Source organism: Arthrobacter sp. U41 (assembly GCF_007679325.1).
Taxonomy (GTDB): domain Bacteria; phylum Actinomycetota; class Actinomycetes; order Actinomycetales; family Micrococcaceae; genus Arthrobacter.
Window position 1 is genome coordinate 1,311,356 of sequence record NZ_VEGI01000001.1, and the last position, 12,384, is coordinate 1,323,739.

Sequence of the window (12,384 nt, forward strand, 5' to 3'; positions counted from 1 at the left end):
TAGCCCAGCGGGGCCCGGAAATGTCCTGAATAGTCCGTGACTTTCGGCCCTGAGCAGGGCACTCGTCCGTCCCTAGACTGGAAGGGTCGCGGGGAACTCACAGGGGAACTCACAGGGGAACTCACAATGAGTACGATTGACATCGGGAAGATCCAGGCCACCACACGAAACACCGCGCTGGGGATGTTGGGCCTGCTGCTGGCACTAACCGCCTGCACGCCGTCCACACCGCAAACCGGCGGGACCAGCCCGGCCGCTGCCACTTCCCCGCCCGCTGCCACGTCGACCGCCACCGCGTCGGCCCCTGCCACGTCCACTGCCTCTCCTTCCGCGTCCGCCACCGTCCCGGCCGACACTGACGAAACGGCTCCGCCTCATTCGGGCGTCAGGGTGATCTCCTCCAAGATCACCCTCGACTGGACCTGGCCGGGCCCCGGCAGCCCGTTCAGGGCAACGCATGAGAACCCGGTACCGATTGCTCCGCCACCGGCCGCTCCCCTGCCCGCGCTGTACGCCATCGGAGCCGGGACGCACCCCGCGGAGACTCCGCCCTACGACCAGCTGAGCTTCCGGTTCCTCGGCGGGTTCCCGAGCTACGACATCGAGTTTGTGCCCAAACTGATCGCCGACGGCAGCGGCCTGCCGATTTCCATGCCCGGCACCGGCGCCATCCTCAAAGTGGTCTTCCGCGGCGCCCAGGCGCACACAGAGGACGGCACGGCCAGCACCATCACGCGCGAACCTGGCCCGGCGCTCGGCTACCCGGCGCTCACCAGCTACGCCGCGGCCGGGGACTTCGAGGGCGTCGTCAGCTATGGGATCGGCGTGGGCCGGCCGACGGATCCGGTGCCCGAGACCAAGGTGCGGGTCTGGGAGGTAGAGAAGATCGAGCGGGGCCAGCACGTCTACGTCGTCGCGGTCCAGCTCGACGCCACGTCCTGGAAGTAGATCTCGAAAAAGCAGCACGGGTGTAACGCAGCAAAGCCGCGGACGGGTGTCCGCGGCTTTGCTGCTTTGTCCGGGTATCCGGTTCCGGGTGGCCGGACGGGTCAGGCGTTCGCCTTGATGGCCGAGGCCAGGACCTGGAGGCCGTCCAGCAGGAGTTCGTCGCTGATGACCAGCGGCGGCAGGAGCCGGATGACGTTGCCGTACGTGCCGCAGGTGAGGATGATGACGCCTTCCTTGAGGCAGGCCGCGGCGACGGCCTTCGTCAGTTCCGGGTTCGGTTCCTTCGATCCGGCCTGGACCAGTTCGATCGCCAGCATGGCGCCGCGGCCGCGGATGTCGCCGATCACGGAACGGTCGGCTAGCTCTGTGGCCAGGTCCCGCAGCTTGCCGAGGGCGAGTTCCTCGATGTGCTTGGCGCGGGCGTTGAGGCCGTACTGCTCCATCGATCCGATGGAGGCCAGGGCCGCCGCGCACGCCACGGGGTTGCCGCCGTAGGTGCCGCCGAGGCCGCCCGGGTGGACGGCGTCGAGCAGGTCGGCGCGGCCGGTAATGGCGGAGAGCGGCATGCCGCCGGCGATGCCCTTGGCCATGGTGATGATGTCGGGGACGACGCCCTCGTGGTTCACGGCGAACCATTCGCCGGTGCGGCAGAAGCCGGACTGGACCTCGTCGGCGATGAAGACGATGCCCTTGTCCTTGGCCCACGCCGCCAGCGCCGGCAGGAAACCCTCGGCCGGGACGATAAAGCCGCCTTCGCCCTGGATGGGCTCGATGATGATCGCGGCAACCTGCTCGCCGCCGATCTGCTTCTCGATCATGGTGATGGCGCGCTTGGCCGCCTCCGCACCGGTGATCTCCGGGTTTTCCTCGCGGTAGGGGTAGCTCATCGGCATGCGGTAGACCTCGGGCGCGAACGGGCCGAAATTGGTCTTGTACGGCATGGCCTTCGCGGTCAGCGCCATGGTCAGGTTGGTGCGGCCGTGGTACGCGTGGTCGAAGGCGACGACGGCGTCCCGGCCGGTGGCGAGGCGGGCCACCTTGACGGCGTTCTCTACGGCTTCGGCGCCGGAGTTGAACAGCACGGTGCGCTTCTCGTGGTCGCCCGGGGTGAGCCGGTTCAGCTGCTCGGCGACGGCCACGTAGCCCTCGTAGGGGGTGACCATAAAGCACGTGTGGGTGAAGTGCTCCACGGCTTCCTTGACGGCGCCGACGACGGCGGGGTCGGAGGCGCCGACGCTGGTCACGGCAATGCCGGAGCCGAGGTCGATGAAGGAGTTGCCGTCGACGTCGTGGATGATGCCGCCGTCGGCGTCGGCGACATAGACGGGAACGCTGGACGCGACGCCTGCGGCGACGACCGCCTTGCGGCGTTCGGTCAGGGCCACCGACTTGGGGCCCGGGAAGTCGGCCTGGACGCGGCGCTTCTGCTCAAGACGGTACGTGATGTCATGGGCGGTGGTGGTCATGGGAGAGCCTTTCTTACTGAATGGGGCCACGCCGGCAGGGTTCCCTGGCCGAAGCGGAGCGAGGTGGGCGCCGGTGGGATCAGGCGTCCAGCGCGCTCATGACGTGCTTGATGCGGGTGTAGTCCTCGACGCCGTACATGGAGAGGTCCTTGCCGTAGCCGGACTGCTTGAAGCCGCCGTGCGGCATCTCGGCGGTGAGGAGGATGTGGGTGTTGATCCACACAGCACCGAAGTCCAGGTCGCGGCTGACGCGCATGGCCGTGCCGTGGTCCGTGGTCCAGACGCTGGAGGCGAGGGCGTAGTCGACGTCGTTGGCCATCTCCACGGCCTCGTCCTCGGTGCTGAACTTCTGCACCGTGATGACGGGTCCGAAGGTTTCCTTCTGCACGATGTCGTCGCTCTGCTTGGCACCGGTGATGATGGTGGGCTCGAAGAAGAAGCCCTTTTCACCGGCGCGGTGGCCGCCGGTTTCAATCCTGCAGTTCGCCGGCAGGTGCTCCACGACCGACGTCACGGCATTGAAGTGGTTCACGTTGTTGAGCGGGCCGAAGTAGTTGTCCTCGTCGTTCTGCGAACCGGTGTGCAGGGTCCTGGTGTGTTCCACCATGGCTGCGACGACGTCATCGTGGACTTCGTCCTGGACCAGGACGCGGGTGATCGCCGTGCAGTCCTGGCCGGCGTTGAAGAACGCGAATTCGGCGATGGCCGCGGCGCTCTTTTTGATGTCCGCGTCCTTGAACACGATGGCAGGGGCCTTGCCGCCGAGCTCCAGGTGGGCACGCTTGAGGCCTTTCGCGGCCCCGGAGGCAACCGCGATGCCGGCCCGGACGGAGCCGGTGATGGACACGAGGCCGGGGACCTTGTGCTCCACCATCAGGGCGCCTGTCTCGCCGGTGCCCAGAACAACGTTGAGCACACCGGCCGGGAAGATCTCGCCGGCGAGGCGAGCCAGGACGAGGGTGGATTCCGGGGTGGTGTCCGAGGGCTTGAGCACCACGGTGTTGCCCGCCGCCAAGGCGGGACCGATCTTCCAGATGGCCATCAGGAAGGGGTAGTTCCAGGGTGCCACCTGGGCGACGACGCCGATCGGTTCGCGACGCACGTAGGAGGTGTGGCCCTCGAAGTATTCTCCGGCGGACTTGCCCTCCATGATCCGGGCGGCGCCGGCGAAGAAGCGCAGCTGGTCAGCGCCGGCGGCGACTTCCTCGGAGGCGATCAGGGACCGGACCTGGCCGGTGTTGCGGTGCTGGGCCTCGACCAGTTCGTCGCTGTTGGCCTCAACGGCGTCGGCGAGCTTGAGCAGCATCAGCTGGCGCTGCCCCGGCGTCGTGTGCTTCCAGGTTTTGAAGGCGTCCTGCGCGGCCGTCATGGCGGCGTCGACGTCGGCCGCGACCGAGATCGGCGAGGTGGCCACGACCTCGCCGTTGGTGGGGTTGACGATGTCCAGCGCCCCGGTTCCGGCGGGAGTGACAAACTCGCCGTTGATGAAGTTCTGCAAGGTTTGAACCACGGTGTACAACCTCTTTCACGCTGAAAAGGACCCAATGAGACTGCTCCGAGCCTATGCCAGCCGGTCAACCCCGGGGAATAGTCACCTGCACACCGTTGACGCCATATTTTAGTGCGCTTGACCAGCCCCCGGCTATCCTGAATTTATGGCCATTTCACTTGCTGCCCTGCTGGGGGTTCCGTCCCTCAAACTCGCCAAGGCAGGCCTTGCGGAGACCACCTGGCACCAGGACATTGTGTGGGTGGCCGTCACGGAGCAGGAGGACCCGCAGCGGTTCCTCAACGGCGGCGAACTGGTCCTTACTACGGGCATGCGGCTCAAGAGCGCCCCGGAACAGCGCCGCTTCGTCCGCCAGGTCCAGCGCGCCGGCGCGGTGGGGATCGGGTTCGGCATCGGCCTGACGCACGACGCCGTTCCTCCGGCCCTGATCGCCGAGGCCAACCGCTGGGGGTTGCCCGTGGTCGAGGTGCCGTATGAGACGCCGTTCATCGCGATCGGCAAGCTCGTCGCCGACGCCCAGTCGGCGGACCACTTCACCAAGCTGGAGCGGCTCATCGCCGGGCACCAGATCCTTGCCCGCGCCCTGCTCACCGGCGGCGGACTGACCGAACTCCTCAAGCACCTCGGGTCCATGCTGCGGACTGAGATCGTGCTGACCCAGTTCACCGCCCAGCTTTACAGCACCGTGCCGGGCAGTCCGGCGCCGACTGCCGAGGGCTGGGCGTCCTTCCCGATTCCCACCGGCCGCCGCGACGCGTGCACCCTGTGGGTGAAGCAGCCGTTCGAGGATTCCGGCATTGTGGGCTACGCCCAGAACCTGATCAGCGTTGAACTCAACAACATGGTCAAGCAGCGCCAGTCCCAGCGTGCCCTGGCCGGACAGGTCCTGGAGGACGTGATCCACGGGACCCTCGAGCCCAGTGAGGCCACCCGGCGGCTCGCCGGCATCGGCGTCAACAGCACCCGCAGGAACGTGGTGCTGCTGGCCGAGTCCGCTGCGCACTTCAAACAGCTGGGGACGTCCTCCCTGCCGCACGCGCTGGAGAAATCGGTGAGCGCCGTCGTCGGCAAGGACCTGGTGGCGGTGGTCCCCGACGACGGCAGCGGTGCCAGCGCCCTGGCCCGGAGCCTCAGTGACCATCTGGCCGAGGCCGGGATCCACGCCACGATCGGGATCGGCGGAGCGTATACGAAGCCCAACGGGTTGCGCTGGAGCTACTTTGAAGCCCGCGATGCGGCCAGCCACGGCCTGCCCGTGAACGAACCGGAGCGGCTGAGCCTGACGTCGCTGCTGCTGGCCAGCGAGGATGTGCCGCTGGCTGACATGGCGAACGAGTCGCTCAATCCGCTCCGGAGCTTCGATACGACCCATGGCGCCGAGCTGATGGCCACGCTGGAAAGCTACCTGAACAACAACGGCTCGGTGGCGGCCGTCGCCGAGGAGCTGACGCTGCACCGGAACACGGTCCGCTACCGGCTCGCCCAGATCACTGAACTCACCGGCTACGACCCCGCCCAGACCTCGGACCGGGTGCAGCTGTGGCTCGCGCTGGCCGTTCAGCGGCTGAGCGCCCGGCACCCGCGCTGACCCCCATCTCCCACACCAACGCGGGAAACGGCCCTCAATAGGGTCTTAGTGCCGTAGACCGGACTCCGGCCGGTGGCAAGACTGGGAGAGGCAGTACGCTGCACAGGAGCGCCCGGATACGGTGCCTGCACCCTTCCCTTCCCCGCCGGGACGGATGGGCCGGTCCCGTCGGTGCCGCAGCTCGGCTGCCTGATTCGCCCTAGGAAGTACCCGACTAGGAGGCCGAACGTGGGCAAAAAGAAGAGCACCAAAAAGAGCGCCAACGAGTCGACGGAGCCGGACGGGCAGCCCCGAACCAAGATGCCGCGCAAGGAATATGAGGCGGAGATGGCCGTCCTGCAAGGCGAGCTGGTTGCCATGCAGGAGTGGGTGAAGTCCACCGGGGCCAAGATCTGCATCGTTTTCGAGGGGCGCGACACGGCAGGCAAGGGCGGCACGATCAAACGCATTGTCGAGCGTGTGAGCCCCCGGGTTTTCAGGGTGGTGGCCCTGCCCACCCCGACGGAGCGGGAGAAGTCCCAGATGTACCTCCAGCGGTATATGGCGCACTTCCCGGCGGCCGGCGAGGTGGTTATCTTCGACCGCAGCTGGTACAACCGGGCGGGCGTGGAACGTGTGATGGGCTTCTGCACCCCGGAGCAGACCCAGCGGTTCCTCAACATGGCTCCGCTCGTGGAAAAAGCAATGGTCGACTCCGGCATCATCCTGCTGAAGTACTGGCTTGAGGTGAGCGCGGACGAGCAAACGCGGCGGCTCAAGAGCCGGATGGACGATCCGCGCAAAACGTGGAAGCTCTCCCCTATGGATCTGAAGTCCTACAAGCGCTGGTATGACTACTCCCGGGCCAGGGACGCCATGTTCGCGGCGACTGACACCGCCTGGGCCCCGTGGTTCGTCGCGAACAACGATGTGAAGAAGCGCGGCCGGCTCAACATCATCAGCCATCTGCTGAGCCAGGTGCCGTACGAGCCGTACCCGGGGCTCGACGTCGAGCTGCCGAAGCGCCAGAAGTCCGGCAACTACCGCGAGCCGAACCTCGCGGTGCGGCGCGTTCCCACCCCGTTCTGAGCAGCGCCGCGATGAGGAGTAAGTCATGAACGACAGTCCCGGATCAGCAGCCGTGGCTGCGACCGAGCCGGACGCCACCTGGTATGCCCTGGCGCCGGCCGAGGTCGCGGCCGAACTGAGGGTGGACCCGGCCAGCGGGCTCAGTACGGCCGAGGCGCAGCAGCGGCTTCAGGAATACGGGCCTAACGCCCTGGCCGCCGCGAAGCAGGAACCGGTCTGGAAGCGGTTCTTCAAGCACTACCGGGATTACATGCAGATCGTGCTCGTGGTCGCCGCCCTGGTCAGCCTGTTGATCGCGGAATACGGGACGGCGATCGGACTTGCGCTGCTGACGCTGTTCAACGCATGGCTGGGATATCACCAGGAAGGCAAGGCCGAAGAGGCCGCCGCCTCCCTGGGGCAGATGATGAAGGCGATGGCCAAGGTGCGCCGCGACGGCGTGATGACGGAGCTCCCCGCCGAGCAGATCGTCCCCGGCGACATCGTGATGGTCGATGCCGGCGACCGCATCCCCGCCGACGGCAGGGTCATCCTTGCCGCGACGCTCCAGATCGAAGAGGGGGCCCTCACCGGGGAGAGCGTCGCGGTCGAAAAGGACACCGCGTCCATCGGCCGGCACGACGTCGGCATCGGAGACCGCGTGAACATGGCGTTCATGAACACCAACGTGACGCGGGGACACGGCGAGATCCTTGTGACCACCACGGGCATGGGCTCGGAGGTAGGCCACATCGCCCACATGCTGTCAGGGCAAAAAGAGGAAAAGTCCCCTCTCACGAAGCAGGTGGACCGGCTCACCATTTTCATCATCATCGCGGCCCTCTTCGCGTTCGTCGCGATTGTGGTGATGGGCCTGGCCCAGGGCGACTCCTTCGCGGTCCTCTTCGGGATCGGCGTCGCGCTGGCGGTGGGCTCCATACCGGATGCGCTGCCCGCCGTCGTCACAACGATCCTGTCCGTCGGCTCGGTCAACATGGCCAAGAAGAATGCCATCATGAAGGTCCTGCCGGCGGTGGAGACGCTGGGCTCCACGTCCGCCATCAACTCGGACAAAACCGGCACCCTGACCCTGAACCAGATGACGGTGCGGGAAATCGTGACCGTTCAGCATCACTACACGGTCAGCGGTGAGGGGTACAGCTTCGACGGCCAGGTCCAGCGGACCACCGGCGACGCCGAACGCGACCTCGACTACGTGATGTTCCCGTGCGCCCTGTGCAACGACTCCGATATCCAGGACGGCGAAGTCATCGGTGACCCCACCGAAGCGGCGTTGTACGTCCTCGCGCAGAAGGGCGGCGTGGACGTCACGGAGTTCCGCCGCAACAACCCGCGCGTGGCGTCCGTCCCCTTTGACTCCGACTACAAGTTCATGGCCACGTTCCACCGGATGCCGGGCGCCGACGGCCGGCCGGTGATCCGGGCCTACGTGAAGGGGGCCCCCGACGTTGTCCTCAACAGGTCCACATCCGCGCGGATGCCGGGCGGCCGCGCCGAGACCCTGACCGAGGAGATGCGGGCGAAGGTACTGACCGCGAACGAGCGCATCGCCAGCCAGGGCCGGCGGGTTCTCGCCCTGGCCCAGCGCGAGTTCGACCCCGCGACGTTCCAGCCCTCGGGCGACCTGATGGCACTGATGCAGGACCTGGAGATTTCGGCGCTGATTGGCGAGGTGGACCCGCCGCGCGCCGAAGCGGTGGCCGCGATCGCCAAGGCCAAACACGCTGGCATCCGGGTCCGGATGATCACCGGCGACCACGCCATCACCGCGGCCGCGATCGCCGACGAGCTGGGCATCAGGGGCCGCGCTGTCACGGGCGCCGAGTTCGCGGCGATGAGCGACGCCGAGGCCGACAGCCAGATCGACGGGATCGGCGTGATCGCCCGGGTGGCGCCCGAGCACAAGGTCAGGCTCGTCGAGGTGCTCAGGCGCAAAGGCAACATCGTCGCGATGACCGGCGACGGCGTGAACGACGCGCCGGCCATCGCGGCTGCCGACATCGGGATCGCGATGGGCATCACCGGCACCGACGTCGCCAAGGGAGCGGCCAAGATGATCCTGGCCGATGACAACTTCGCCACCATCGTGGCCGCGGTGGAGGAGGGCCGGCTGGTGTACGACAACCTGCAGAAGTTCATCCGGATCCAGGTGGCCAACCTGTTTATGTTCATCCTGGCGTTCATCGGATCGTCCGCGTTCGCGATCGCCGGCACGGCGCTGCTCAGCCCGGCCCAGGTGCTGTGGATCCACATGGCAATCGTCGCCCCCATCGGCGCCGTGATGGGCCTGGACCTCGCGACGCCGGGCATCATGGACCGCAAACCCCGGCCGTTCAATCAGCCGATCATTGTCCGGTCGATGATGGTGCGCCTGTTCATCGTGGGGCTGTTTATGGCGGCCGCCACTCTGGTCCTCGTGCAGATCGGCAAGACCAGCTACGACTCCCTCGACGTCGGTCAGAGCATGGCCATTGTGGGGCTGGGGCTGATGAACATCACGGTCGCCCTCAACCTGCGTTTCCCCGAGGAAAGCGCCTTCGGACCGTCCACGGTGTCCAACCCGAAGCTGCTCTGGGCGTTCGCCTGGGCCATCGTCGGCTCGATGCTGATCACCCAGATCCGGGTGCTGCAGGACCTTTTCGGCACTGTCCCGCTCACCGGTGAGCAGTGGCTGGTCTGCCTGGTTCCGGCTGTTGTGATGCTGATCCTCGGCGAGCTGTTCAAGCTGATCCTCCGAGCCCGTCGCCCGAAGATGACGGCCACGGTTCCAGCGTCCCCGGTCCCCGCCTGACCGCACCCACCCATCCGGTCTTCCCGCCCGCGCAGTGTCACTTGGCGAGATATTCGCCACTAAAGGTTAAGCCGCAAACGTCAAACGTCTAACCTTTGGGTATGGCAAGCAGCATGGCGGCGTCCGCCGTTTCCGAGACAGCACCTCCCGCCGTCGTGCGCGCTCCGCGCGGTGTGATCATCGCCGGCGTCGTCGCGATCGTGCTGATCGGCCTCAACCTGCGCGCCGGTATCACCGGCGCCGCCGCGCTCCTGCACGACCTGCAGCAGGTCCTGGGCTACGGGCCGCTGATCGCCGCCATCATTCCCTCCATCCCCACGCTGTGCTTCGCCGTGGCCGGCGCCGCGACGTCGTGGCTCACCCGGGTCCTGGGGCTGGAGAAGGCCATCCTGCTCTCCCTCGTGCTGCTCGCGGCCGGGCTGCTGGTCCGCGGCATCCCGTCCACCGGCATGCTGCTGGCGGGCACCGTCGTCGGGATGTCCGGCCTGGCGATCTGCAACGTGGCGATGCCGTCCTTCATCCGGGTCCATTTCGCGCACCGGACGTCCCTGATGACGGCGCTGTACACGGTGACCATGACAACGGGCGCCACCGTGGTTGCTGTACTGATCGTCCCCGTGGCGCAGCAGCTCGGCTCGCCCTCCGCCGGGGTCGGCGCGATCGGTTTCCTGGCGTTGGGCGCCTGCCTCGGCTTCCTGCCGATCGCCGTGCATGCCCACCGCAACGCGCCCGCGGTCAAGGCCGGCAGGGTGTCCCCCTGGCCCCTGCTCCGGACCCGCACCGGCGTGCTGATCACCCTCGGCTTCACCGTCCAGGCACTGCTGGCCTACGCCGTGCTGAGCTGGTTCCCCTACATGCTGGTCACACTGGGCCTCACGGCCTCCGAGGGCGGACTGATGTTCGGCCTGATGCAGCTGGTCTCCGTCCCGGCCGGCATGGCTCTGGTCGCCATCGGCTCACGCCCCCGGATGCAAAGGACGGCCTTCTACCTGGCCACCGTCACCATGGCCGCCGGGGTCCTGTCCATGCTTGTCCTGCCGGTCTCCTGGGCGGCGCTGACAGCGGTGCTGCTGGGGTTCGGGCTCGGCATTTTCCCGCTCGTCATGGTGATGATCAGCCGCAGCGGACGCACCACTGCCGAAACCACCGCGCTGTCCACGGTGGCGCAGTCCGCCGGCTACCTGCTGGCTACCCTCGGCCCCTTCGGCATGGGGCTGCTGCACAGTGCCACCGGCTCCTGGACGCTGCCGCTGATCCTGCTGCTGGCCGTGGCGCTGGGCCAGATCGCCGTCGGGCACCTCCTGACATCCCTGCCCAAGGTTCCGCGGCGCCCGGAACCGCATCCCCCTGAACCGCAGAGCGCCGGCGCGTCCGCCGGTGCGTCCACGTTGACATCTTCCGCAGAGGCGCAGTCATGACACTCAGCACGTCCCACCGGCCGCCCCTCGTGGAGGAGGTCACCGCCAAGCTGCGGGAGCTGATCCATTCAGGCGAATGGCCGCTGCAGCAGCGGATTCCGGCCGAGCCCGAACTCATGGCGGTCCTCGGCGTCTCGCGCGGCACCCTGCGCGAGGCGGTCAAGGCCCTTGCCCACAGCGGCATGCTGGAGGTCCGGCGCGGAGACGGCACGTACGTCCGCGCCACCAGCGAAATCTCCGGCGCCGCCCAACGGATGTACCGCGACCACTCGCAGGTGCACATCTTGGAGGTCCGGGTGGGGCTCGACACCCAGGCGGCCCGGCTCGCCGCCCGCCACGCCACGGCGGACGACGTCGACGCCCTGCGCGGGCTGCTGGAGGCGCGCCGCGTCGCGTGGCTGGCCGAGGACTACACCGCCTGGGCCCGCGCCGACTGGGACTTCCATGTGCTTGTGGCACAGGCATCCGGCAATCCGCTCCTGCACGAGCTGTACGTCAGTTTCGGCGTCGTTTTCCATGCCGACCTTCTCCGGCAGCAGGGCCGCAGCGGCTTCAACGGGCTCCCGCACGAAGGCCACGACGACCTTGTGGACGCCATTGCCGCGCACGACGAAACGGCCGCCGTCGAGAGCGTGCACCGGAACCTGAACTCCTGCGCGGAGTGGATCCAGCAGTAGGGCACCCACCGGCTCAGGCTCCGCCGGCCGGGTCACAGGTTTTTCCCAAGGTTGCAGGATGATGCTCAGCTTCAGCGGCACCTTCCGGAAACTCTGCGATGGTTCCGCGATTGAGTTGCCTGACCGTCCCCCAGGTGAGCTGGTGGCCGGTCATCATCTCCGGGTCCGTCAGCGCTGAATTCTGACGGCCCGATCCAGCGGCCGGTTCCTTCCCCAGCACCGGGACCGGCGCAACGGGGCTTCCGGGCCGGGACGTCAGCACCCCGGCCCGGAAGCTCTTCAAACGAGGAAGTACAGGCGCGGTTAGCGCGCCAGGCCCTTGAAGACGTTCTTCGGGCGCTGCATTTCGCCGTGCTTTGCTCCGAGGACGATCACCAGGCCGGACAGCACCGGGATGGCCCACTGCAGGACCTTCAGCTGCTGCTGTGCGGAGCGGAGTTCCTCGGACGCGCCGGGCTTGGGCTCGGTGGCGCCTTCAGCACCTTCGCTGGCGAGCTTGTCCACCTTGGCGCCCTGAAGCCCGGCATACAGGCTCACGGCGGCACCGGCAAGGGTGACCACGGACTTGTAGACGGTGAGGCGGGTGACGCCGTCCTGCTTGGCCATCCGGCCCTTGTTCTCCCACATGATCGCGAGGCCGGAGAGGAAGTGCGCGCCGAAGGCAGCCGTCTGGAACGGAGCCCATTTCTTCCAGCCCAGGCTCGAGAGCCGGGTCCGTTCGGCCGGATCCTTGGCTTCGGCCGCCGCCCCGTTCAGACCAATGGCACCCATAAGGGAGCCGCCGAACCAGGCGCCTGCCGTCAGGTCGTGGATGGATCGGGCAACGAGATTACCTGCCATGTTGAGCTTCCTATCGTCTGTGTTCGAATCCGGAAATGTCGCCGCCAGCGAACGGCGCCGACCCGGCTATGGTAAGCA

9 protein-coding genes are annotated in these 12,384 nt (G+C 67.3%); 6 read left to right on the top strand and 3 right to left on the bottom strand.

From position 1 onward, the window contains the following. Positions 1–126: 126 nt before the first annotated feature. Complete coding sequence (locus tag FS787_RS06070; protein ID WP_144671319.1) at positions 127–948, top strand: hypothetical protein; 822 nt, start codon at positions 127–129, stop codon at positions 946–948. Between the two features lie 101 nt (positions 949–1,049). Here the strand turns inward: FS787_RS06070 and gabT are convergent, their stop codons facing one another. After that, positions 1,050–2,414 (bottom strand): 4-aminobutyrate--2-oxoglutarate transaminase, encoded by a 1,365-nt coding sequence (gene gabT, locus FS787_RS06075; RefSeq protein WP_144671320.1) that lies wholly within the window; start codon positions 2,412–2,414, stop codon positions 1,050–1,052. Between the two features lie 79 nt (positions 2,415–2,493). Continuing rightward, entirely contained in the window at positions 2,494–3,924 is a 1,431-nt protein-coding gene (locus tag FS787_RS06080; RefSeq protein ID WP_144671321.1) for a gamma-aminobutyraldehyde dehydrogenase, read from the bottom strand. Between the two features lie 145 nt (positions 3,925–4,069). On the opposite strand from FS787_RS06080, the gene FS787_RS06085 reads away from it, so the two are divergent. The 5 genes from FS787_RS06085 to FS787_RS06105 all read left to right on the top strand — a co-directional run bounded on the left by FS787_RS06085 (position 4,070) and on the right by FS787_RS06105 (position 11,466). Next, the gene (locus tag FS787_RS06085) at positions 4,070–5,512 is read left to right on the top strand and encodes a PucR family transcriptional regulator (protein WP_144671322.1); all 1,443 of its coding nucleotides are present in this window, start codon (positions 4,070–4,072) and stop codon (positions 5,510–5,512) included. A 228-nt stretch (positions 5,513–5,740) separates the two neighbouring features. Next, positions 5,741–6,580: a polyphosphate kinase 2 gene (gene ppk2, locus FS787_RS06090; RefSeq protein WP_144671323.1), complete on the top strand. Its 840-nt coding sequence runs from the start codon at positions 5,741–5,743 to the stop codon at positions 6,578–6,580. Positions 6,581–6,605: 25 nt separating this feature from the next. Then, on the top strand, positions 6,606–9,371 hold the full coding sequence (locus FS787_RS06095; protein WP_260982417.1) for an HAD-IC family P-type ATPase: 2,766 nt from the start codon (positions 6,606–6,608) through the stop codon (positions 9,369–9,371). 101 nt (positions 9,372–9,472) lie between these two features. Continuing rightward, on the top strand, positions 9,473–10,789 hold the full coding sequence (locus FS787_RS06100) for an MFS transporter (RefSeq protein WP_144671324.1): 1,317 nt from the start codon (positions 9,473–9,475) through the stop codon (positions 10,787–10,789). After that, on the top strand, positions 10,786–11,466 hold the full coding sequence (locus tag FS787_RS06105; protein ID WP_144671325.1) for a FadR/GntR family transcriptional regulator: 681 nt from the start codon (positions 10,786–10,788) through the stop codon (positions 11,464–11,466). The genes FS787_RS06100 and FS787_RS06105 overlap by 4 nt, the downstream gene beginning before the upstream one ends. A 303-nt stretch (positions 11,467–11,769) precedes the next feature. Here the strand turns inward: FS787_RS06105 and FS787_RS06110 are convergent, their stop codons facing one another. Then, complete coding sequence (locus FS787_RS06110; protein ID WP_144671326.1) at positions 11,770–12,306, bottom strand: hypothetical protein; 537 nt, start codon at positions 12,304–12,306, stop codon at positions 11,770–11,772. Positions 12,307–12,384 lie beyond the last annotated feature (78 nt).

What these genes read in the sequence shown, in the direction of transcription:
- FS787_RS06070 (WP_144671319.1), top strand. Translation starts at nt 127, where the DNA reads ATGAGTACGATTGACATCGGGAAGATCCAGGCCACCACACGAAACACC.
- gabT (WP_144671320.1), bottom strand. Translation starts at nt 2,414, where the DNA reads ATGACCACCACCGCCCATGACATCACGTACCGTCTTGAGCAGAAGCGC.
- FS787_RS06085 (WP_144671322.1), top strand. Translation starts at nt 4,070, where the DNA reads ATGGCCATTTCACTTGCTGCCCTGCTGGGGGTTCCGTCCCTCAAACTC.
- FS787_RS06095 (WP_260982417.1), top strand. Translation starts at nt 6,606, where the DNA reads ATGAACGACAGTCCCGGATCAGCAGCCGTGGCTGCGACCGAGCCGGAC.
- FS787_RS06100 (WP_144671324.1), top strand. Translation starts at nt 9,473, where the DNA reads ATGGCAAGCAGCATGGCGGCGTCCGCCGTTTCCGAGACAGCACCTCCC.
- FS787_RS06105 (WP_144671325.1), top strand. Translation starts at nt 10,786, where the DNA reads ATGACACTCAGCACGTCCCACCGGCCGCCCCTCGTGGAGGAGGTCACC.
- FS787_RS06110 (WP_144671326.1), bottom strand. Translation starts at nt 12,306, where the DNA reads ATGGCAGGTAATCTCGTTGCCCGATCCATCCACGACCTGACGGCAGGC.